Raw genomic sequence first — 21,860 nt, 5'->3', positions numbered from 1 at the left:
ACTAGAACCCCGGGATGAGACCGACCACGAGGTCGATCAGTTTGATGCCGATGAAGGGGACGACCACGCCGCCCAGCCCGTAGACGAGCAGGTTGCGGCCGAGGATCGACGACGCTGCGGCCGCGCGGTACTTGACGCCACGCAGGGACAGCGGGATGAGCGCCACGATGACGAGCGCGTTGAAGATGACCGCCGACAGGATCGCGGACGACGGGCTGTGCAGCCCCATGATGTTGAGCGCCGCGAGCCCGGGGAACGCCGCCTGGAACATCGCCGGGATGATCGCGAAGTACTTCGCGACGTCGTTGGCGATGGAGAAGGTGGTCAGGGCACCGCGGGTGATGAGCAGCTGCTTGCCGATGCGGACGACGTCGATGAGCTTGGTCGGGTCGGAGTCGAGGTCGACCATGTTGCCCGCCTCCTTCGCCGCCGTCGTGCCGGTGTTCATCGCGACGCCGACGTCCGCCTGGGCCAGGGCCGGGGCGTCGTTGGTGCCGTCACCGGTCATGGCGACGAGGTTGCCGCCCTCCTGCTCGCGCTTGATGTAGGCGAGCTTGTCCTCCGGGGTGGCCTCGGCGAGGAAGTCGTCGACGCCGGCCTCGTGGGCGATGGCGGCCGCGGTGCGCGGGTTGTCGCCGGTGATCATCACCGTGCGGATGCCCATCGACCGGAGCTCGGCGAACCGCGACGCCATGCCGTCCTTGACGACGTCCTTCAGGTGCACGACACCGAGCAGCGTGACCGCGCCCGTTGACGAGCGGCGACCGACGACGAGCGGGGTGCCGCCCTGGTCGGAGATCTCCGCGACGGTCACGTCGATGGCCGAAACCACACCGGCTTCGGTGGTGTCCGCCCAGGCGAGCACTGCCGCAGCGGCGCCCTTCCGGATCTGTGAGCCGTCGGGCAGGTCGAGACCGGACATGCGCGTCTGCGCCGTGAACGGCACCTCGACAGCGCCGTCCGGCAGTGCCGGCGCCACCCCTGCGTCAGCAGCGAGCGACACGATCGAGCGGCCTTCCGGTGTCCCGTCGGCGGCGCTCGACAGCGCGGCTGCCGCCATGAGCGAAGCCTCGCTCACGCCCGGCACCGGCACCACACGGGATGCCCGACGGTTGCCGTAGGTGATCGTCCCGGTCTTGTCGAGCAACAGCGTCGTGATGTCACCGGCGGCCTCGACCGCGCGGCCCGACATCGCCAGCACGTTGTGCTGCACGAGCCGGTCCATGCCGGCGATGCCGATCGCGGAGAGCAGGGCTCCGATGGTGGTCGGGATGAGGCAGACGAGCAGGGCGATGAGCACCGGCACGCTGACCGTCGCACCGACGAGTCCCGCGATGGGCTGCATCGTCAGGCAGACGATCACGAAGACGATCGACAACGAGGCGAGCAGGATGTTCAGCGCGATCTCGTTCGGTGTCTTCTGCCGTGCCGCGCCCTCGACCAGGCGGATCATCCGGTCGATGAAGGTCTCGCCCGGCGTCGAGGTGATGCGCACCACGATCCGGTCCGACAGCACCCGGGTGCCGCCGGTGACGGCACTGCGGTCACCACCGGACTCGCGGATGACCGGCGCGGACTCGCCGGTGACGGCCGACTCGTCGACCGACGCGATGCCGTCGATGACGTCGCCGTCGCCCGGGATGACCTCGCCGGCGACGACCACGACCACGTCGCCCTTCGCCAGGTCGACGGACGCGACCTCCTCGGTCTCGTTGCCGGTCGCGGCCGCGTCGGTCGTCTTGTACCCGAGCACGCGGCGGGCGCTCGTGGTCGAGCGGGTCTTCCGCAGGGTGTCGGCCTGCGCCTTGCCACGGCCCTCGGCCACCGACTCCGCCAGGTTGGCGAAGACGACGGTGAGCCAGAGCCACACGGCGATCGCGATGGTGAACGCGGACGGCTCGACGACGGCGGCCACCGTCGTCAGCGCCGCGCCGACCTCGACGATGAACATGACGGGGTTCCGCCACATGAGTCGCGGATCGAGTTTCCGCAGGGCGCCCGGGAGGCCCGCCACCAGTTGGCGGGGTCCGAATGCGGACGAGCGGGTGGCCGGTTCCACGGCGGTGCGCGGTTCCGACTCCGTGGTCACGGGGGTGGTCATGACAGTCCTTCTGCGAGCGGACCCAGTGCGAGCACCGGGAAGTAGGTGAGTGCGGTGACGATGACGGCGACGCCGCCGAGCAGCCCGATGAACAGCGGGCGGTGGGTGGGCAGCGTGCCGGCGGTCTCCGGCACCCGGTCCTGCGCGGCGAGGGACCCGGCGAGCGCCAGGACGAACACCATCGGCACGAAGCGGCCGAGCAGCATCACGACGCCGAGCGAGGAGTTCATCCACGTGGTGTTCGCGGTGAGCCCGCCGAAGGCCGAGCCGTTGTTGTTCGCACCCGAGGTGAAGGCGTAGAGCAGCTCGGTCAGCCCGTGGTTGCCGGGGTTGAAGATCGACGTCCCGAGCACCTGTTCGCGGACCCCGGGGATCACGAGCGAGAGCCCGGTGGCCAGGAGCACGAGCGTCGGCGTGACGAGGATGTACAGCGCCGCGAAGGTCATCTCCTTGGCGCGGATCTTCTTGCCGAGGTACTCCGGGGTGCGACCGACGAGCAGGCCGCCGATGAACACCGTGATGACGGCGAGCACGAGCATGCCGTACAGGCCGGATCCGACGCCGCCGGGGGTGACCTCGCCGAGCATCATGTTGACGAGCGCCATCATCCCGCCGATCGGGGTGTAGCTGTCGTGCATCGCGTTGACGGCACCGGTGGACGTCGAGGTGGTCGCGGTCGAGAAGAGCGTCGAACCGAGGATGCCGAAGCGGCTCTCCTTGCCCTCCATCGCGGCACCGGCAGCGTGTGTGGCGACACCGCCGCCGCCGAGTTCGGCGATCGACATGACCGACAGCGACACGAGGAAGATCGCGCCCATCACGGCGAGGATCGCGTACCCCTGGCGGTCGTCGCCGACCAGGCGCCCGAACGTGCGCGGGAGCGAGAACGGGATGACGAGCATCAGGAAGATCTCGACGAGGTTCGTCCATGCCTGCGGGTTCTCGAACGGGTGCGCCGAGTTCGCGTTGAAGTAGCCGCCACCGTTCGTGCCGAGCTCCTTGATCGCCTCCTGCGACGCGACGAACCCGTCGGGGATGTGCTGCGTGCCACCGATGAGCGTGGTGACGTCGGTGCCGCTCCCCCACGACTGGACGACCCCGCCGGCGACGAGGACGACCGCGAAGACGAACGCCCCGGGCAGCAGCAGTCGGCCGAGACCGCGGACGATGTCCACCCACACGTTGCCGAGCGTGCCCGACTTGCGACGGGCGAACCCGCGCACCAGGGCCACGGCGACCGCCAGGCCGACGGCTGCGGACAGGAAGTTCTGCACCGCCAGGCCGGCCATCTGCACCGTGTAGCCGAGGGTGACCTCGGGCGAGTACGACTGCCAGTTCGTGTTCGACACGAACGACGCCGCGGTGTTGAACGCCAGCGAGGGTCCGACGCCGGGCAGCCCCAGGTCGCCGGGCAGGACGACCTGGATGCGCTGCAGCAGGTAGACGAGCAGGAGCCCGGCGACGCTGAAGAGCAGCACGCCGCGCAGGTACACGGGCCACGACTGCTCGGCGTCCGGGTCGACCCCGATCAGCCGGTAGACCCCGCGCTCGACCCGGTTGTGACGGACGGGCGTGAAGACCTTCGCCATCCAGTCACCGAGCGGGCGGTACGCGACGACGAGCAGCAGGACGAGCGTGGCGACCTGGGCGATGCCCGCCCAGACGTCCGCGGCGCCCACTAGAAGCGCTCCGGACGCACGAGCGCCCAGACGAGGTACACGACTGCGGCGATGCCGAGGACGGCGGCCGCGATGGTGATGCCGATCACAGCCGTTCCACCCCCTTGGCGATCAGTGCCACCACGCCGAACACGGCGAGGACACCGGCGACGACGAACACGTCGAACACGAGGGACTCCAGAAGATCTGCGGTGTCCGCGCCGGGTGACGCGGACCGGCACCACGAGTGGTGCCGAACCGATGCTGCGTCCTGCGCCGCGCCTCCAGGCCGCTCCTAACGGATCCCTGACGCCGCCCTGGCGGACGCATGCACGCTCCTAACGCCTGTGGAGAGCGCTCGATCCCGTGACGCGGATCCTGGTAGGGTTTCGGTATCACGATCGGCCCGCTCGCCTCACGGCTCGGGCCGATTTTCTTGTCTCGGGGGGGCGCATGGAGTACGTGAAGCCGTGGCTCTCGATCGGTGAGCAGATCGAGAAGCTGGCTTCCAAGGGAGTCTGCATCGGTGATCGGGGTGTCGCGAGCTCGGTGCTGCGCGAAGTCGGCTACTACCGCCTCACCGGGTACCTCTACCCCTTCCGTGAATCCTCGTTCGAGATCGACGACGGCGGCCGTCGGCACATCGAGGTCCAGGACCGGTACCGAGCAGGGACGGAACTCGCCGCAGCAGAAGCACTCATTGCCTTCGATCGGAGTCTCCGGCTCCTGGTGATCGAAGGTGTCGAGCGGATCGAGGTGGCCGTTCGGACCCAGGTCGGCCACGTCCTCGGAGAGCACGCCCCCTTCGCTCACGAAGACGGATCACTCTTCACCGATGCCTTCACCGCACACCGGGCCGATGCGTCCGATGGCTCCAGCCCGCACACTGCTTGGCTGCAGCGCGTCCGCGAACGGCAGGATTCCTCGGATGAGTCGTTCGTTGCCCACTTCCGCGCCAAGTACGACGACCGGATGCCCATCTGGGCACTCACCGAAATCCTCGAGCTGGGACACCTCGCTCGGCTGTACGGCGGTCTCCGGAACGACGTCGCCACCCGGATCGCCGGAGAGTTCGGCGTCCCGACCAAGAAGACGATGCTGAGCTGGCTCGCCTCGGTCAACTACGTCCGGAACGTCGCAGCACACCATGCGCGTCTGTTCAACCGGAAGTTGGTCGTGGTCCCGAAACGCCCGAGTTCCGGTGCGGTACCGCTCCTCGCACATCTCTCGGGAACCGATGCGCCGAAGCAGTTCGGTGTCTACAACACCTTGGCGGTTATGGCCTACCTGCTCAGGTCGATCCCGTCCGACCACGACTGGGCCGAGCGCGTGGCCGCTCTCCTCGGGGCCTTCCCGAGCAACGAACACCTCGATCTCTCGTCGATGGGTGTCGGCGCCGGTTGGCTGGACCACGCGATCTGGAGAGGTCGCCACTGATCACGCTGGGCCACGCGTGCCGGCCGCGCGCAACCGGTCAGCGAGGCCTGCCACGGCCTCGACGAGCTCGTCCGGACTCGCGACGACGAAGTCGACCGCAAGTCCTGACACCACTCCCGCGAGCCCGTCCCACGACCACGATCCGAGGGTGACGCGGGCCCGGTCGTCCTCGAGCTGCTCGACCACGGCGTCCTCGGGCAGGTACGGCGCGATCCGCCGCGCATCGCCCGCCGTCGTGGTCACCGAGCCGGTGCACGGCCACACGTCGTCGACCGCCGACCCCTTGAACCGCGCGGACACGAACGCGGCCGCATCGCCACCGGGGATCGGACGTGGCGTGAAGGGGACGCGCGTGCGCATCCGGGGCGTGATCCGGTCGATGCGGTGCGTGCGCCAGTCGTCGCGATCGGCATCCCAGTCGAGCAGGTACCAGCGGCCGTTCCGGGCGACGACGGCGTGCGGTTCCACCCGGTACGGAGTCTCGTCCTCGCCGTACCCGAAGCGGAAGACCTCCTGCAGGTGGACGGCCTCGCTCACCGCCACCAGGACCTCCGGGTCGGTGGTGGTCCGGCTGGTCGCGGTCACGGCCTGCACCGCGTCGACCCGGGACCGCAGCCGCGCGGGCATCACCTGCCGGACGGTCGCCAGGGCGCGGGCCGCCGACTCGGCGACGTCCGCCCCCGATGCCGGCGCCACGGCGAGCGCCAGGGCGATCGCCACCGCCTGGTCGTCGTCGAAGAGCAGCGGGGGCAGGTCGGAGCCGGCCTCGAGCCGGTAGCCGCCGGCCGGGCCGCGGAGTGCCTCCACCCGGTACCCGAGCCCGCGGAGCCGATCGACGTCGCGGCGGACGGTGCGCGGACTGACCTCGAGCCGACCGGCGAGCTCGTCGCCCGGCCAGTCGCGGTGCACCTGGAGCAGGGAGAGCAGCGCGAGCATCCGTGCGGAGGGTCCGGCCATGGCGTCCATCTTCGTCCGAGAAGCGGACATGATCTGACCGCATTGCCCGACATCCTCGTCCCATGAGCATCGAGACGACAACCCACCTCAACTTCGACGGCGACGCCCGCGCGGCGCTCGACTTCTACGCATCGGTCTTCGGCGGCGAGGTCACCGCCGCCACCTACGGCCAGATGGGCGCCCTGGACGACCAGGCCTGGGCGGACCGGATCGTCTTCGGGCAGGTCTCCACGGCCGCCGGCTTCCGTGTCAAGGCCTTCGACGTCTGGCCCGGGCAGCCCTACGACCAGGGATCGAACGCCTTCTACGTGTTCGTGCACGGCGACGACACGGCCGAGATCCAGCGGTACTGGGCCGTACTGTCCGACGGCGCCGAGGTCCGGCAGCCCCTGGAACCCTCGGCCTGGGCACCGTTGGCCGGGCAGCTGCGCGACCGCTTCGGCGTGGTCTGGCAGCTCGACGTCGCCCCGCTGGTGACTGATCCGTCCTGAGGGCCGCGGTCAGCGCGTCGGCGTCCACGTCGACACGGTGACCGCGGCCGTCACCGTCGCCGGCTCGAACTCCGTGTCCGCCGCGACGTGGTGGTGGCTCGGCCCCATGTGCACGACGTCGTGGACGTCCTCCGTCGACAGCTCCATGGTCCAGGTCAGGTCCTCGGAGGACCGCAGCGCGAACGACGGCGTCAGGGAGTCGTGCAGCCGGCGCTCCTTCTCCGGGTCCACGCTGATCGTCGCCTCGGCGAGTTCCGCCAGGTGGCCGGCCCGCGGGGTCACCACCGCGAGCACGCCGTCGGTGTGCAGGACGCGGGCGTACTCGGTCTGGTTGCGGGGTGCGAAGACGTCGAGCAGGACGGCGGCAGCGCCGTCGACGACCGGGAGGCGCTCGGTCACGTCCCCGACGACGGCCCCCGCGCGCTCGTGGGCGCGTGCCGCACGCCGGATCGCGACGGCCGACAAGTCCAACGCGACCCCGAGCCTCCCGTCCGCCGCGCGCAGCGCATGCGCCAGGTAGGTCCCTGGGCCCGAACCGACGTCGAGCACGATGCCGGGCGCGGTGGCGTCCGCGACGATCGCGGCGAGCGCCCGCTCGACGGGCGCGTAGTGGCCGCGCCCCAGGAACCGCAGCCGCGCGTCCACCATCTCCGGGGTGTCCGCGGTGAGTGCGCGCCGCTTCGCGGGCAGGAGCGTCAGGTGGCTCTGCTTCGCCTCGTCGAACCGGTGACCGTTCGGGCAGCCGACCTGGCCACCGTCGACGCGGCCGAGGGGCTCGGCGCACACGGGGCAGGCGAGCATCGGCAGCAGATCGTCACGCACCGGCCCAGCGTACGGGCCTCGGTAGCCTGACCGGATGTCGCTGCAGCAGCTCTTCGGCCTCGACGGCCGCACCGCACTCGTGACGGGAGGCAGCTCCGGCATCGGCCGGGCGATCGCCACCGCACTCGCCGACGCGGGTGCCCACGTCCTCGTCGCCGCCCGGACGTCCGCGACCATCGACGCCACCGTCGCCGGCATCCGCCAGGCGGGCCGCTCGGCTGACGGCATCGTCGCGGACCTCTCCTCCCGCGCTGGCGCACATGCACTCGCGGACGCCGCCGGGGACGTCGACGTGCTGGTGAACTCCGCCGGGATCAACCTGCGGCCGCCGATACCCGAACTCGACGAGGCCACCTGGGACGCCACGATGGCCGTCAACCTCGACGCGCCGTTCGTGCTCGGGCAGGGGCTCGCACCCAGCATGGCGGCCCGTGGGTACGGGCGGATCGTGTCGATCAGTTCGCAGCAGGCCCACCGCCCCTTCGCCGCCAGCGGCGCGTACGGGGTCTCCAAGGCCGGCCTGGAGGCGCTGGCCCGGTCCCAGGCAGAGGCCTGGTCCGCGCAGGGGATCACCTCCAACGTCCTCGTCCCCGGTTTCGTGCGCACCCCGCTCAACGAGCGGCTGGGTTCCGACCCGGCGACGGTGGCGGCCCTCGCCGCACGGACGCTGGTCGGCCGGAACGGGCTGGCGTCGGACTTCGCCGCGGCGGCGGTGTTCCTCGCCGGGCCCGGGTCGGCCTACGTCACCGGCCAGTCCATTGCGGTGGACGGCGGGTTCTCCGTCCACTGACCCCGAGGTGCGCCGACGGCAGTGTGCTGCGCGGCAGTACGGTCAGGACATGGCAGTCATCGAGCAGGCAACGCTCCGCCCCTCCAAGGCCGAGGCGCTCGCCGCCTGGCTCCCCGACCAGGCGTGGAGCGGCGTCGTCGCGGGAGCGCCGCTCCAGGTCGTCGGGCAGTTCCGGTTCGACGACCCCGCTGGCGAGGTCGGCATCGAGGTGCTCCTCGTCCGCACCGACGACGGCCGGGTCCTGCAGGCGCCACTGACCTACCGGGACGCACCACTGCCCGGCGCCGACGCGTTCCTGGTCACCGAGATGGACCACTCCGTGCTCGGGCGACGGTGGGTCTACGACGCCGTGGGCGATCCCGTCCACGCTGATGTCCTGCGCCGGGCGATCGTCACCGGCGGACACGAAGCGGAGCTCGAGTTGGCCAACGGTGCCGGACAGCGGCCGAAGGACGCCTGGGCCAGCGGGAGCGGCTCCGCACCCGACTCCCCCAGTGTCACCTCGGTGCGAGCGACCACTGCGAACGCCCTGACGTCGATCGCGACCGACCACGGCACGATCGTCGTCGCTCGGGTCGTCGGTACGGCCCTGCCCGAGGGCGAGACGCTGACCGGGACGTGGGCGGACGGCTCCGAGGTGCTCGCCGTCCTGCTGCCCGAACGCGCCTGAGGTACTGGCAGGGCCTGCCTGCACCGGGGACCGGCTGGCAGGATCGACGGCGTGAAGACACTGGAGTTGCCACAGACAGACCTCACCGCCTCCGACGTCGTCGTCGGACTGATGCGGATCAACGACATGAGCGACGAGGACATCCGTTCGCTCTACAGCGCCTCGCGCGATGCGGGCGTGAACATGTTCGACCACGCCGCGGTCTACGGCGAATGGCACGGCTGCGAGCAGCGGTTCGGCGCGGCGGTCACGCTGTCGCCCGCGGAACGCGCCGAGATCGTGCTGCAGACCAAGGTCGGCATCCGGCCGACGCCGAAGGGCGCGTACTTCGACTTCTCGTACGAGCACATCCTCGAGTCCGTGCACGAGTCGCTCGAGGCACTGCAGACCGAGTACGTCGACGTCCTGCTGCTGCACCGCCCCGACGCCCTGGTCGAGCCGGAAGAGGTCGCGAAGGCCTTCGACGAGCTGCACGCCGCCGGCAAGGTGCACCACTTCGGCGTCTCGAACCACACCCCCGGCCAGGTCGACCTGCTCAAGAAGCACGTCCGCCAGCCGCTCGCGTTCAACCAGGTGCAGCTGAGCATCACCCACGCCAACGTCATCTCGCAGGGCCTGACGGCGAACATGGGTGGCCTCGAGCAGTCGGTCGACCGCGACAACGACATCCTCAACTACTCGCGCATCAACGACATCACGCTGCAGGCCTGGTCGCCGTTCCAGAAGGGCTTCTTCGACGGCGTCTTCCTGGGCGACCGTGAGCAGTACGCCGAGCTGAACGACGTGCTCGAGGAGGTCGCCGCCGCGCACGGTGTCACCCCGACCGGCATCGCGGTCTCGTGGATCACCCGCCACCCCGCGCACTTCCAGGTCGTCCTCGGCACCACCAACCCGCAGCGCGTGCGGGACTCGGCAGCCGGCTCGGACGTCGAGCTGTCGCGCGAGGAGTGGTACCGGATCTTCACCGCGGCCGGACACACCGTTCCCTGAGCAGGAACGGCTCGGTCGGGTCGGGCAGGGTGGGGTCGTGCTCCACGACCTCGCCCTGCCCGTTCGTCTGACCACACGCTCCGGCGAACTGACGCTGCGGGACGCGGTGGACGAGGACCTCGATGCGCTCATGGCGCTGTTGTCCGACGACCCGATCAGCGCCGCACGGGGTGACGTCGCCGCGCCGGAGGACCGCCCGCAGTACGCCGAGGCACTCCGGTCGATCGTGGACGACCCGGCGAACGCGCTGCTCGTCGCCGAGGACGCCGACGGGCGGCTCGTCGGGACGCTGCAACTCACCCGGATCCCCGGCATGGCTCGTCGTGGTGCCACCCGGCTGCTCGTCGAGGCGGTGCGGGTCAGCAGTGCGCTGCGCTCCGGCGGCATCGGGAGTGCGCTGATGCGCTGGGTGACCGACGTCGCGGCGCCGGCCCTCGGGACCCCGCTCGTGCAGCTCACCTCGGACGCTGCACGGACCGATGCGCACCGGTTCTACGAGCGCCTCGGCTTCACCGGGTCGCACGTCGGGTTCAAGTACCGGGTCCCCGACCCTTCCGCCATCCCGCCTGATATGTCACACTGAGACCAGTCGCCCCATCGAGGTGGGTGCGGAAGTGATCCCCGGGAGCTCCTGCGGTATAGCGGGGCCCGGGGATTCGCGCGTTCACCGACGGTGTTCGTGGACGCTCAGCACATGGCCCAGCTGCTCGAGGTAGGCCGTTTCCCCTCGCCGAGCCAGCGCGACCACGCCGCACACCGCGTCCGCCGCCCAGAGAAGTGGCTCGCGGCCACCCGGCAGGTGCTCGAACGCCAACCCGTGCACCAACTTGCGTGATCGCAAGGCGTCGAGGTGCGCACGATCGTTCCGGTCCGAGGGCCCGCGAGATTCGAGGACGACTCGATCGACACCGCCCGCGCGGAGTTCCAAGATCAAGTGCTCAAGAGCGAGACGGCGACGACGCTCGCTCCGGACGGATGGGTCGGTCACGCTCACGACCCCGATGGCTGCAAACGGATGGTCGCACAGCATCCCGACGATCCCGGTGCGGTGCCGGGCGTCGCTCTCGGACCAGTGCAGCTTCCGCGCCGATCGTGGCTTGATGGCGCAGAGCGAGTCCCGGAACCGCTCAGCATCGCTGTCGGCAACTGTGACCGCCCCGAGGATGTACGCGCCGGGGTCACGTTCGTCTCCGGGCTCGGATTCGTCCACGTACGCCGTCGGTACCATTCCGGAATACTACCGGTCGGATGGGACCGCGCGGCCGCTGCAGCCGGGCGCGCGCTAGTCGTCGGAGGCGGAACCAGCAGACCTCGGCGTCGGCACGTTCACGTCGACCGGGGACACCCCGGCGGGATCGGCGGAGGCACCACCCACGACGTCGAACGAGATCCCGAGCATCGCCGGGTCCTCGTCGAGTTCGAGCCCGTCCTGACGGACCTGGTCCTCCGGGATTGCACGGCCACCGGACGGGTCCCACGAGTTCGCGATCGACATGCGCACGAGCATGCCCGAGCCGCTTGGCAATCGCCCAAGAAACCCCGGAGGACCCCCGGAACGGTCAGAGGTCGTCCGGGTGGAGCCGCTCACCGGCGTGCGGACGCCGGAACACCGGGCCGCCGCCAGCCTCGTCCTCGTCGTGGTGACTGACGGGCGAGACGCTCGGGTCAGCGGAGTCGTCGCCGACGTCGGCGCCGCGGTCCTCCTCCATCTCGAGCTCGGACTCGTCACTGCCGTCCACGGGGATGGACCGGCCCTGCTGTTCGGGATCGAACGGTGCGCTCATCGACATGGGGCGAGCATGCTCCCGCTCGGTGAACGCCGGGTCAACGCTGTCCGTCGGCCGCGATGAGCTCGAGCTGCGTCAGCGTCAGGTCGGTGCCGGCGGTGAACGTGAACGACGAACCGCCGCCGAGGATGCGGAACACCCGGGTCTGGCCGGCCCACGAGAACTCGGCGCCGTCGACCGCCGTGACGGCTTCGTCGAGGCCGACCTGCCACGAGTAGGACCCCGGCGATGCCACCGTCACCGTGTACAACGAGGCGGCGGGGCACGACACGTCGAAGGACACGGACTCCCCCGCGGCCAGCGACGTGACGGTGCGGCCGGTGTCGTCGGTGAGCGCCGAGGCTCCGACGGGCAGGACGTCCACCGGGGCGTCCCGGTACCCGTGCACGTCGGAGGCCGAGACGGGACGGGTGTCCGACGCCCATCCCTGCGGTTCGTCGGACAGGGTGAACTCGATCCGCGACGCGGCCACGACCACGCTGTGCGGAATGGTGACCGAGGTCCAGGGCGCGCCGTCGACCGTCACCGACGCGACGTACCGGCCTGCGGAGCCGGCGGCGATCTCGATGACCGTCTCCGTTCCTCCAGGCTGTCGCAGCACCGTCCTGCGGACCGACGGCGGCACGAGCACGTAGGTACCGGTCGACGGGGCCAGCGGGTACAGGCCGATGGTCGCAAAGACGTACCAGGCGCTCATCTCACCGTTGTCCTCGTCGCCGGAGTATCCCTGGCCGAGGTCGGACCCGACGAACAGCCGCTCGAGCGACTCGCGGACGATGCGGTGCGCGTCGTCGTGGCGCCCGGTGAACATCGGGAAGAAGGGGATGTGGTGCGCCGGCTGGTTCGACAGCCCGAGCATGCCCATCCGGACGTCGCGGGCCTCGGTCATCTCGTGGATCGGGAACCCGTACGAGCCGGACCGCGCCAGGGCGCCGGTCTCGGGGGTCGCGAAGAACGCGTCGAGGGCCGCGTCGAACCGCTCCGGCCCGCCGTGCAGGTCGACGACGCCAGCGCCGTCGTGCGGCGCCGTGAACGCGGTGCCCCACGCGTTCGTCTCCGTGTAGTCGTCGCCCCAGTCGCGCGGGTCGAACTCGGTGCCGACCCGCCACGAGCCGTCCGGGTCGCGGCCGATGAAGAACCCGCGCTCGGAGTCGAAGACGTGCCGGTACTGCAGGGACCGACGGGCGAACCACTCGGCCTCGGCCTCGTAACGGGACAGGTCGGCGGGCGTCCGCGCCCGTGACGCGAGCAGGCCCGCCATGACGGCCAGACCCCAGTCGTTGATGGCCGCGTCCAGGGTCCACGACATCCCCTCGTGGGTCGCCGTGTCGACGTGGCCGCGGAAGGCGCCCGGGAGGCTCCCCTTGCGTCCGACGCGCTCGTCACGCGGCGGGACGGTCGCGTTCCGCACCGCGCTCCGGTACGCCTCGGCCAGGTCGAAGCCACGCACGCCCTTCACCGCGAGGTCGGCGAAGACGGTGTCGCTCGTGGTGCCGGTCATGCAGTCCTCGGCGCCGGGGGCACTCCAGCGGGGCGTCCACCCGCCGTCGTGGTGGTGCTCGACGAAGCCCTGCGCGAGCTCGCCAGCGGTCTCGGGGGTCAGGAGTCCGAGGAGCGGCCAGGCCGTGCGGTAGGTGTCCCAGAAGCCGTTCGTGGTGGTGAACGGACCCTCGACGATCTCCGGCCCGGGCTCGTCGCGGATCGGGTCCGCCAGCACGTCGCCGTACGGGGAGCGGTGCCGCGGGGTGCCGGTCAGGGCGGTCTCCCCGGCGCGGTTCGGGTAGAGGAACAGCCGGTACAGGCCGGAGTACAGACTCGTCAGCTGGTCGGGGCTCGCGCCGTCGAAGGACAGCGTCGCGAGCTTCTCGGTCCACAGCGCCTCGGCACGGGAGCACATGGCGTCGAACGAGCCGGCGGCGTCGAGGTTCGCGCGGGCGTCCTCGATCGAGACGGTCGAGATGCCGAGCAGGACGTCGACCGGGCCGGCCGTGCCGCTGGCCTCCCCCACGGACAGCCAGCCGCGCAGCTCGTGCTCACCGATCGTCGTGTGGTCGGCGGTGATCCCCGCGACCCGCAGGTGCACGTGGTGCGGCGGCGTGCCGGGGCGGTCGTCGAGGACGGCCTCGACCACGGCGGTGCCGTCGGTGATCGTCACGGAGACGTCGGACACCCGGCCGTGGTGGTCGAGCACGACGCTGCGGGTGCCGGTGAACCGGAACCCGAGGGCGAACTCCCCCGCGGTCAGCTCGGCCGTCACACCGTGCTCGAGGGCGACCCGGTAGCGGTGCGGGCCGTCCTGCTCGTCCTCGTGGTCGAACCCGAGCGCGCGGGCGGACCGGTCGACATCGGGAGTGTCGAGTGGCGAGGGCATCACCTGGAACACCCCGCGGTCGCCCATCCACGGCGACGGGATGTGACTCGTCGCGAAGGCCTGGATCGCCGGGCGGAGTCGCCCCTGGTCGTCGAGCCGGTCGTGCTCCTGGTACGCGTACGGCCAGCGGTTGCTCGAGGCGTCCGTCATCGGCAGGCCGAACACCCCGCCGTGCGGGACGCCGACGAGCGGGGCGTTGTTGCCGCGGGAGAACCGGGAGGACGCCTGGGTGCCACGAGTCGTCCGGACGTGGCCGAGCGGCGTCGTCGGGGTCGGACGCGCGGGACCGATCCGGACGGCGTCGAGCCAGCCGCGCAGTGCGGGACGCTCGCCGTCGGAGGCCGCAGCCGGTGCTTCGGAGCCGAACCGGGCCTCCAGGCGGTCGACGACCAGCCCCGCGAACGGCGTGAGGTCGACCGCGCGACGGTTCCACTGGTCCACCCACTGCTTGCGGGCCGCGTCCTGCGCGTCCGGGGTGACCGCGTCGCCGTACTGGTCGCGGACCACGGCGTCGTCACGCAGCCGCGAGCCGTCGGTGAAGACGACGTCGAGGGCGAAGGCCGTGGCGTCCCAGAAGTGCGGCAGGTCTGCTTCGGTCGGTTCCGACGCCCCGTCGGGCAGGGTCCGCTCGGGGAACCAGACCCAGGCGAGCTCGTCGCCGGCGGCGATGGTGCGTCCGCTGAAGCCGGGGACGATCGCCTCGGCCACCGACCCGCCAGCTGGTCGTTCGACGAGCCAGCCCTCCGCGGAACCGAACCCGACACCGTTCCGAGCGGCCACGGCCGTCGTCGGACCACCGCTCCGTTGCAGTTCTCGCACGGGGCGAGCCTATTTGCTCCAGGGACTGGACGAAAACCCCGGCGTGTCAGTCCTTGTTCTGTCCCGGGGCACTGCCGGACTTGCCGGGAGCGGTGTCCGACGTGGTGTCGACCGCACCGGTGTCGGCCGCGCCCGTGCCGTCCTGCGGCTCCTGCACCGGGTTCGAGGCCGGGGTGCTCGGCTCCGGGCCGACGGGCGGGTCCTGCGTGGGCTGCTCCGGCTGGGTCGGTTCGCTCGGCTGCTCGCTCGGTTCCTCGGCGGGCTGCGACGGCTGCTGCTGCTCCTGCGAGGGCTGCTGCTCGGCGGGTTCGCTCGGCTGCTCTTCCTCGCCCGGGTCCTCGGACGGCTGCTGCTCGGTCGGCGCGGTCGACGTGGTGTCCGTCGGGGCCGGGGTGCCGTCGTCGTCGCCGTTCAGGGCGAACACCGCGACCCCGATGCCGATGAGCACCAGGACGATCACGATGATCGCGGCGATGAGCGGTCCGCGCTTCTTCTTCTCCGGCAGGTCGTCCGGCCGGTCCCGGACCGGGCGGGGCGTGACCGGCGGCGGGGTCGGCCCGCTCGGGCCCGATGCGCCGCGGCCGTTCGCCTGGGCGCCGAGGACGGTCGTCGAGACGTCGTCGGCGGCGTTCGGACGCTGGGTGTCGAGGACGCGGGTGGCGTCGTCCCCCGGACCCGCGCCGCCGTTCGGCAGTTCGCTCGCCGGCATCGCCTGCGTCCGGTCGTCGGCGTTCGCCGCAGCGGCGGCACCGGCGCCGACCGCGGCACCAGCCGCACCGGCGGCCGCGGACGTCACCGCACCGGGCGTGCCGGGCAGCAGCTGCGTGGCGTTCGTCGGCTCGTCGCGGCCCAGCGCACGCAGGCGCTCGGCGGCCTCGGCTGCCGTCGGTCGCTCCGCCGGGTCCTGCGCGGTCATCACGTGCAGCAGGGTGCGCCAGGCCGTGGGCAGCTGCCGGTCGATCTCGGGTGAACGGGTCAGCCGGGCCGTGGCCGACTCGACCGCGCTGCCCGGGAACGGCTGGCGGCCGGTCATGCACTCGAGCAGCACGAGCCCGAGCGAGTAGACGTCGGCCTTGCCGGTGATCTCCTTCGCCAGGACCTGCTCCGGGGCCAGGTACGCGGCCGTCCCCATCACGGTCCCCGTCCCCGTCACGCGTGAGGCGTCACGGAGCAGGGCGATCCCGAAGTCGGCGAGCTTGACGTGCCGGCCGTCGCTCTCGAGCAGGACGTTCGCGGGCTTCACGTCACGGTGGACGATCCCCTGCGCGTGCACGGCGGCCAGGCCGTCGGCGACCTGCGCACCCAGGCGGGCAGCGGTCGCGGGGTCGAGCGGGCCCTCGCGCAGACGGGTCGCCAGGTCACTGCCCGGCACGAGTTCCATGACGAGGTACGAGTCACCGTCGACGTCGTCGAGAGCGGCGTCGTAGAGCGTGACGAGCTCGGGCGCGCGCAGCGTCGCGAGCGTCTGGATCTCCGCCTCGGCGCGGGCGCGCTCACCGCGGTCGACGGGGCCGATGCGGAACACCTTGACCGCGACCTCGCGACCGAGTTGCTCGTCGACCGCCCGGTACACGGACGCCATGCCACCGTGTCCGAGCGTGCCCGTGACGCGGTACCTGCCGCCGAAGACCCGTTCTTCCATGCCCGGCAACCTACCGGTCGCGGCTGACGGCGCTCTGCCGTTCGGGGCGCCTGACGACTTCGTGAGCAGAAGATGTCGGGTGCGGGCGAGCGACCCGACGTCTTCTGCTCACGAAGTGATGCGGTCGACGTCCGGCGCGGGCTCAGCACCGTGGTGGAGCGCCGTCAGGTACAACCGGTGCGCCGTGATCACGAGGGCGAGCCAGGCGAGTCCGAGCGCCCACGCCGCCAGCACGTCGGTCAGCCAGTGGTGCCCGAGGAACACCCGCGACGCCCCGACCGACAGCACGAACAGGGTGCCCACGACGATCGTCCACACCCGGGTGACGACGCGCGACTGCCGCAGGAGCAGGAGGTACACGATGGTGCCCACGATCACCGTGGAGTTGAGCGTGTGCCCCGACGGGAACGACGGCGACGTCTCGTACGGCGGCACCGCGTCGGACAGCGGCGGACGGGCGCGACCGATCAGGTCCTTGCCCGCGATCGTCATGAGCAACGACCCACCGCTCGCGGCGACCAGGAGCACCAGTGGCGTCCACGCACGGCGCTGGATCGTGAAGCCGACCAGGAACCCGAGCGCGACGATCGGCATCCCGATCGTGCCCGCGATGTCGGTCCACCAGGTGACGAGCGTGTCCGCCGTGGGTGATCGGAGTGTGAGCGCCCAGTCGAGGACGGGTCGGTCGAGCACCGCGACGTCGTCGGCTTCCCGCACGGCGTCGTAGACCTCGGAGGCGATCCACGTGGCGAGGACGGCGACGCCCAGGCCGATGGCGAGGGTCAGCAGCAGGACGGGCATGGCGCCGAAGCGCTTGCCGAGCGCGGTCCACGCACCGGCGACACTGCGACCGGCACGGGAGCGCCAACGGGTCAGGTCGACTTCGCCGACGGTGCGGTCGGCGGCGTCCCCGCGTTCGGTCTGCATCCGTCCACACTGCCCGAAGCCGCCGGGAGCCGTCCCGGCCGCCTGGCTACGAGCGCCGAGCGACCACACGACCGATCGCGCTGGCCACACCGTCGGCATCATCCGAGGTGGCGAGGAAGACCTGTCCGTTCAGTCGAGCGATGCGTACGGCGCGCTGGCCGTCCGCTGCCAGGAGCAGACCATCGCGGCGGCTCCTGCCCTTGATGCCCCACCCGCCGAAGTCCTCCATCGGTCGCACGTCCACGCTGGTCACCGAGGCGATGTCGCCGATCTTGACCCGGACGCCCCAGAACGGCGCCGCAACGAGCCAGAGGGCGTTACGGGTCGCGATGATGCCGACTGCCGGGGTGCTGAGCATCAGCACGATCGACGCGGTCCCGATGCCCAGCATCCACCAGCCGCTCACTTCCGGGAACTCGGCCAGGGAGAACACGCAGATCAGCACAGGGCCGCTGCAGAGGATGAGCCGCAACCCGATGTCGAACCGTTGCCAGGAGAGGACACGCATCGATCCGTCCGATCGTTTCGGGGTACTCGGAGGTAGAGCACCAGAAGAGCTGCCATGGAGAGGAAGAACGACCAGAGCCCGAACATCACGGCGATGGAGAGGTGGAAGGCAAGCATGAGCGGGAGTGCAATCCTGCGATTCGCTGGTCGTACCAGCACGAGTCCTGCGGCCAGCAGTTCGACCGCCAGAACGCCGTAGTTCACGATGAGGGCACCGGCAAGGGAGCCTTGAACGCCTTCCGCAAGCCAGAGGAACGCGGCGGGAGGCCGAAAGCTAGGCTCTTGGATCCAGTACCAAAGCGCTGTTCCATTGGCCCACTCGGCCACCGCGAACTTGGCGATCGCCGCGTTGGCGTACAGCACCGACGTCTGGACCCAGACGACCACGAGCACGGCCCAGGCTGCTCCGCGCACAACCCACGATCGCGAACTCCAGCGCCTGTCCACCGACCAGTGGTTGCGACGACGGTCGAGGAGTAGCAGCGGAACCAAGAGCAGGGTCAGTACTGCTGCGACCTGGTCCCCACCGTCTCGGATCGGGGAACCGATGTTCAGGCTCCACGCCACCCACCAGTGAGGGATTGCGGTGACAGCCGGAAGGTAGCCGCTGATCACCGCGAGCGTGACCGCGAGCACAATGATGATGCTGGTCGGCGTAGCCCCACCAGCCATGCAGAACAGTGACCAGCGCGAGGTGAACGCTTCGCACACGACCCCGACGGGATCGGCCGGACCCTTCAGGAAGAGCACGCCAGCCGGCGTCATCAGCACGGTCAAGAGGGTGGACAGCGCAAGGAAAGTTCGCGCGAGGGCCAATGACGAGTTGTACGTCGAAACCTCGTCGATGCAACGAACGGCGGCGGCGAGGAGTGGCCGAATGTTCTCGGTGAAGGCTTTGGCCTCGGTGCGCGCGCCGCGCGCCAACGCTGCGAGGCTCACGTGCATCGCACTTTCACGGCTGCGACTTCCTCAACGCGCGGATCAGCCCCGCGGAACGCCCAAGGAGTGGGTTTCTTCCGCACGAGTGTGATCTCACCGCACAGCGAGTGCACGTCGTTGCTGATCCGCACTTGCTGTCTCTTTAGCCCGTTGACGCACTCAGAGACGCTCGTGCCCGCTTTGCAGCCTCGCCACGCCGCACGGTCCAGCTGCTGCATGACTCGGTCCACGTCGATCCCGCCCAACCGCGACGCACGGTTCAAGCCGAACGCCCACTTGAGCTGCATGTTCGTTCCCGTGCCCATCTCCTCACCGGTTTCGTCGTAGGCGATCACGAACGAATCTCGAGGTGACTTCGTGAAGAAGGACCATCCCTCGGGTAGGAGTTCCCGTGTCACATTCGCTGCACGCTTTGCGCCTGGCCCGAGATGGTCGGCCGCCGGCAAGGACATCGCTGCGACACCGGTCACGGTGATGCAGACGACGGTCCCACAAAGGGCGAGCGCGTGGATTCGTGAGCTCGTCATCGACGACTACCGGATGGTCGAGACGATCTGTGCGGCGAGGCGCTCTCGTGCTGCCACGCTCTCCGCACCCGTCGCCGCTTTGCCGCACCACGTCCAGGCACCGCACCACAGTGCCGCGGTCACCACGACCGCAACGGCAGCGGTTGCCACCGCTGCGTTGTGCACCCCGACAGCCGCGTATGCAACGCACACCACGGCCGCACCACATCGGCCGCTTCCTTCCGCGGACGGAAGGTCTGCAGGGACGACACCCTCAGCGTCCATCCGCTGGCGGGTGTGGTCTACGACGATCTCACCGAGCTCAGCAGACGCGGACTGGACACGGTAGACGTCGCCGCTCCGGACATCCTGCAGAACAGGCTCAAGGCGGTCCTGTTCGGCGGCCAGCACCTCGGTACTGGCCGCGTGAGCCTTCTCTCGGTATTCGCCGACGTCGAAGCCATCAGACACGAGAACGTCGACTCCGACCTCCGTGCCCAGCTGGTGGGCGAGGTCTCCCGCACCCTAGGCGAGGGCTTCGACGATTGCTGCGTCGGAAGGACCACCCGCCGTAGACGCGTGTGCCTCGTTCGAAGGGTTCGTGCCGAGGAGACCCGCCACAAGGAGGACCGGTGCAGCAAGGGCGGTAAGTGAGTGCTTCAATGCATTCCTTTCGTCGTTCATTGAAACACTGGCATACATGTTTCACCGGCACAACGTCAGGCGCAGTCAGTCCAACCCTTGGCTGCCGCCTCAGTCCTTCGCCTCCGAGTACGCCCCCACCACCCCGACCGACAGCGGGAACGTCACCGGGAAGTCCTGGAACAGCAGCCGTCCGGCATCGACGGCGGCCTCCCGGATCTGCTGCGCCACCCACTCCGCGTGCTCCGCCGGGGCGTGCACCACGATCTCGTCGTGCACGAAGAACACCAGGTGCGGCCCGTCCGTCACGGCTCCGGGGAAGCGCGCGATCAGCCGCGAGCGCAGGGACCCCATCCACGCGAGCGCCCACTCGGCCGCCGTCCCCTGCACCACGAAGTTCCGGGTGAACCGCCCCCAGCTCCGGGCGCGGGACTCGACCGCGCGCTGCATCGCCGGGGTCCCCTCGACCGTGTAGGCCTGGTTCCGGGCCTCGAACCACGAGTCCTCGGGCACCGGTGACGTCCGCCCGAGCAACGTCGTCACGGGTTCGCCGCGCTCCCCCGCACGGGCCGCCCGTTCCACCATGTCGAGCGCCTGCGGGAACGCCCGGACCAGGCGTGGCACGAGCCGACCGCCCTCGCCCTGGGTCGCCCCGTACATCGCACCGAGCATCGCCACCTTGGCCTGCTGCCGGGTCTCGACCGCACCCGAGGCCACCACGCCGTCGTACAGGTCGCGCCCGTCACCGGCCGCGGCCATCGCCCGGTCGCCGGACATCGCGGCGAGCACCCGGGGCTCCAGCTGCGCGGCGTCCGCGACGACGAGCTTCCACCCGGGATCGGCGATGACGGCCCCGCGGATGCCCTTCGGCAACTGCATCGCGCCCCCGCCGTCGGCCGCCCAACGACCGGTGACGACACCGCCGACGACGTACTTCGGGTGGAACCGTCCGTCGCGGATCCAGTCGTCGAGCCAGGTCCAGCCGTTGGCGGTGAGCAGTCGCGCCAGGCGCTTGTACTCGAGCAGCGGCTCGATGACGGGGTGCTCGATCTCCTGCAGCTCCCACTTCCGCGTGCTCGTGACCATCAGGCCGGCCCGGCGCAGCGACTTCAGGACGTCGGCGGGTGAGTCCGGGTTGAGACCGGGGTCGTCGAGGCGCTCGCGCACGACGGCGGCGATCTCCTCGAGGCGTCGCGGCCGCACCCCGTAGGGCACGCGCGGCCCGAGGGCGTCCTCGAGCAGCCGCTCGTGCACGTCGGCACGCCACGGCAGCCCGGCGTGCAGCATCTCGGCCGCCACGAGCGCGCCGGCCGACTCCGCGGTGAGCAGCAGGCGGAGGGCACCGGGAGCGCTCGACCCCGTCACCGCGGCGAGCTGCGCCCGGAACTCCGCCACCGGGTCGACCTCGTCGTCGGGCGCAGCGGCGGTGAACAGGGCGTCGTCGAAGAGCTGGGCCTGCGTCGGCCGGACCACGCGGGCTTCCGCGACCGGGGCGTCCAGGGCGTCGGCCGGCGCGGCCGCGAGCGCGGATCCCCGTGCCGCGAGCGCGGCCCGCAAGACACGACGACCGAGGCGCAGGTCGACGCAGCGTCCGACCCGACCGCCCGCAGCGAGCACGGCCGGGTACCAGCGGGCGGTGTCGTCCCACACCCATCGCACGCCCGGTGCATCGTGGGCCGCGACGAAGGCCGGGAGGCCCGGCTCGTCCAGGCGGATCGGCTCGCCCCCGGCGGTCCCCGCGTCGGTCAGGGGCGTCGCGAGGACGCCGCCGTCGACGCGGCGGAGGACGAGGTGCACGACACGA

At 70.8% G+C, this 21,860-nt stretch carries 22 protein-coding genes; 7 read left to right on the top strand and 15 right to left on the bottom strand.

Annotated elements, in window-relative coordinates; all coding sequences use genetic code 11:
* Position 1: 1 nt before the first annotated feature.
* The 3 genes from kdpB to DEJ06_RS03485 are packed head-to-tail and all read right to left on the bottom strand — an operon-like array spanning position 2 to position 3,869.
* Positions 2-2,101, bottom strand: a complete 2,100-nt coding sequence (gene kdpB, locus DEJ06_RS03495) for a potassium-transporting ATPase subunit KdpB (RefSeq protein WP_111038445.1) — start codon at positions 2,099-2,101, stop codon at positions 2-4.
* Positions 2,098-3,780, bottom strand: coding sequence for a potassium-transporting ATPase subunit KdpA (kdpA, locus tag DEJ06_RS03490; protein WP_111038444.1), 1,683 nt, complete (start codon positions 3,778-3,780; stop codon positions 2,098-2,100). The genes kdpB and kdpA overlap by 4 nt, the downstream gene beginning before the upstream one ends.
* Entirely contained in the window at positions 3,780-3,869 is a 90-nt protein-coding gene (locus DEJ06_RS03485; RefSeq protein ID WP_017887940.1) for a potassium-transporting ATPase subunit F, read from the bottom strand. Before DEJ06_RS03485 ends, kdpA begins: the two co-directional genes overlap by 1 nt.
* A 256-nt stretch (positions 3,870-4,125) precedes the next feature.
* Between DEJ06_RS03485 and DEJ06_RS03480 the strand changes: the two genes are divergently transcribed.
* Positions 4,126-5,196, top strand: coding sequence for an Abi family protein (locus DEJ06_RS03480; RefSeq protein ID WP_258372382.1), 1,071 nt, complete (start codon positions 4,126-4,128; stop codon positions 5,194-5,196).
* Here the strand turns inward: DEJ06_RS03480 and DEJ06_RS03475 are convergent, their stop codons facing one another.
* Positions 5,197-6,153, bottom strand: a complete 957-nt coding sequence (locus DEJ06_RS03475; protein WP_111038442.1) for a YafY family protein — start codon at positions 6,151-6,153, stop codon at positions 5,197-5,199.
* A 62-nt stretch (positions 6,154-6,215) separates the two neighbouring features.
* Between DEJ06_RS03475 and DEJ06_RS03470 the strand changes: the two genes are divergently transcribed.
* Positions 6,216-6,644 carry a VOC family protein gene (locus DEJ06_RS03470; protein WP_111038441.1) on the top strand — a complete coding sequence of 143 codons (429 nt, stop codon included), beginning with the start codon at positions 6,216-6,218 and terminating at the stop codon, positions 6,642-6,644.
* A 9-nt stretch (positions 6,645-6,653) separates the two neighbouring features.
* Here DEJ06_RS03470 and DEJ06_RS03465 read toward each other — a convergent pair whose 3' ends face one another.
* Entirely contained in the window at positions 6,654-7,466 is an 813-nt protein-coding gene (locus tag DEJ06_RS03465; protein ID WP_111038440.1) for a putative RNA methyltransferase, read from the bottom strand.
* A 34-nt stretch (positions 7,467-7,500) separates the two neighbouring features.
* Between DEJ06_RS03465 and DEJ06_RS03460 the strand changes: the two genes are divergently transcribed.
* The 4 genes from DEJ06_RS03460 to DEJ06_RS03445 are packed head-to-tail and all read left to right on the top strand — an operon-like array spanning position 7,501 to position 10,499.
* On the top strand, positions 7,501-8,256 hold the full coding sequence (locus DEJ06_RS03460; protein ID WP_111038439.1) for an SDR family NAD(P)-dependent oxidoreductase: 756 nt from the start codon (positions 7,501-7,503) through the stop codon (positions 8,254-8,256).
* A 49-nt stretch (positions 8,257-8,305) separates the two neighbouring features.
* On the top strand, positions 8,306-8,926 hold the full coding sequence (locus tag DEJ06_RS03455; protein ID WP_111038438.1) for a hypothetical protein: 621 nt from the start codon (positions 8,306-8,308) through the stop codon (positions 8,924-8,926).
* Between the two features lie 51 nt (positions 8,927-8,977).
* Positions 8,978-9,916 (top strand): aldo/keto reductase family oxidoreductase, encoded by a 939-nt coding sequence (locus DEJ06_RS03450; protein WP_111038437.1) that lies wholly within the window; start codon positions 8,978-8,980, stop codon positions 9,914-9,916.
* Between the two features lie 37 nt (positions 9,917-9,953).
* Positions 9,954-10,499: a GNAT family N-acetyltransferase gene (locus tag DEJ06_RS03445; RefSeq protein ID WP_111038436.1), complete on the top strand. Its 546-nt coding sequence runs from the start codon at positions 9,954-9,956 to the stop codon at positions 10,497-10,499.
* Positions 10,500-10,580: 81 nt separating this feature from the next.
* Here the strand turns inward: DEJ06_RS03445 and DEJ06_RS03440 are convergent, their stop codons facing one another.
* The 9 genes from DEJ06_RS03440 to DEJ06_RS03400 form a co-directional block, all read right to left on the bottom strand.
* Positions 10,581-11,126: a hypothetical protein gene (locus DEJ06_RS03440; RefSeq protein ID WP_027466807.1), complete on the bottom strand. Its 546-nt coding sequence runs from the start codon at positions 11,124-11,126 to the stop codon at positions 10,581-10,583.
* 72 nt (positions 11,127-11,198) lie between these two features.
* The gene (locus tag DEJ06_RS03435) at positions 11,199-11,411 is read right to left on the bottom strand and encodes a hypothetical protein (RefSeq protein WP_139179591.1); all 213 of its coding nucleotides are present in this window, start codon (positions 11,409-11,411) and stop codon (positions 11,199-11,201) included.
* A 64-nt stretch (positions 11,412-11,475) separates the two neighbouring features.
* Positions 11,476-11,706, bottom strand: a complete 231-nt coding sequence (locus tag DEJ06_RS03430; RefSeq protein WP_017887929.1) for a hypothetical protein — start codon at positions 11,704-11,706, stop codon at positions 11,476-11,478.
* 34 nt (positions 11,707-11,740) lie between these two features.
* A complete protein-coding gene (locus tag DEJ06_RS03425) occupies positions 11,741-14,893 on the bottom strand; it encodes a GH92 family glycosyl hydrolase (RefSeq protein WP_258372381.1) in 3,153 nt (1,050 codons plus the stop codon).
* Positions 14,894-14,939: 46 nt separating this feature from the next.
* A complete protein-coding gene (locus tag DEJ06_RS03420) occupies positions 14,940-16,535 on the bottom strand; it encodes a serine/threonine-protein kinase (protein WP_111038433.1) in 1,596 nt (531 codons plus the stop codon).
* Positions 16,536-16,643: 108 nt separating this feature from the next.
* Complete coding sequence (locus DEJ06_RS03415; RefSeq protein ID WP_111038432.1) at positions 16,644-17,462, bottom strand: phosphatase PAP2 family protein; 819 nt, start codon at positions 17,460-17,462, stop codon at positions 16,644-16,646.
* Between the two features lie 46 nt (positions 17,463-17,508).
* Positions 17,509-17,895, bottom strand: a complete 387-nt coding sequence (locus DEJ06_RS03410; RefSeq protein WP_146245782.1) for a hypothetical protein — start codon at positions 17,893-17,895, stop codon at positions 17,509-17,511.
* A gap of 5 nt (positions 17,896-17,900) precedes the next feature.
* Positions 17,901-18,908: a sporulation-delaying protein SdpB family protein gene (locus DEJ06_RS03405; RefSeq protein WP_181436706.1), complete on the bottom strand. Its 1,008-nt coding sequence runs from the start codon at positions 18,906-18,908 to the stop codon at positions 17,901-17,903.
* Positions 18,905-19,360 carry an SdpA family antimicrobial peptide system protein gene (locus DEJ06_RS03400; protein ID WP_258372585.1) on the bottom strand — a complete coding sequence of 152 codons (456 nt, stop codon included), beginning with the start codon at positions 19,358-19,360 and terminating at the stop codon, positions 18,905-18,907. The genes DEJ06_RS03405 and DEJ06_RS03400 overlap by 4 nt, the downstream gene beginning before the upstream one ends.
* Positions 19,361-19,711: 351 nt before the next feature.
* On the opposite strand from DEJ06_RS03400, the gene DEJ06_RS03395 reads away from it, so the two are divergent.
* On the top strand, positions 19,712-20,068 hold the full coding sequence (locus DEJ06_RS03395; RefSeq protein WP_111038428.1) for a hypothetical protein: 357 nt from the start codon (positions 19,712-19,714) through the stop codon (positions 20,066-20,068).
* Between the two features lie 99 nt (positions 20,069-20,167).
* Here DEJ06_RS03395 and DEJ06_RS03390 read toward each other — a convergent pair whose 3' ends face one another.
* Positions 20,168-21,853 carry a bifunctional 3'-5' exonuclease/DNA polymerase gene (locus tag DEJ06_RS03390; protein ID WP_111038427.1) on the bottom strand — a complete coding sequence of 562 codons (1,686 nt, stop codon included), beginning with the start codon at positions 21,851-21,853 and terminating at the stop codon, positions 20,168-20,170.
* Positions 21,854-21,860 lie beyond the last annotated feature (7 nt).

This window comes from Curtobacterium sp. MCLR17_051, from assembly GCF_003234395.1.
GTDB lineage: Bacteria > Actinomycetota > Actinomycetes > Actinomycetales > Microbacteriaceae > Curtobacterium > Curtobacterium flaccumfaciens.
Note: the sequence above shows the minus strand (reverse complement) of the source record. Positions and strands in the feature narration are given on the sequence as shown.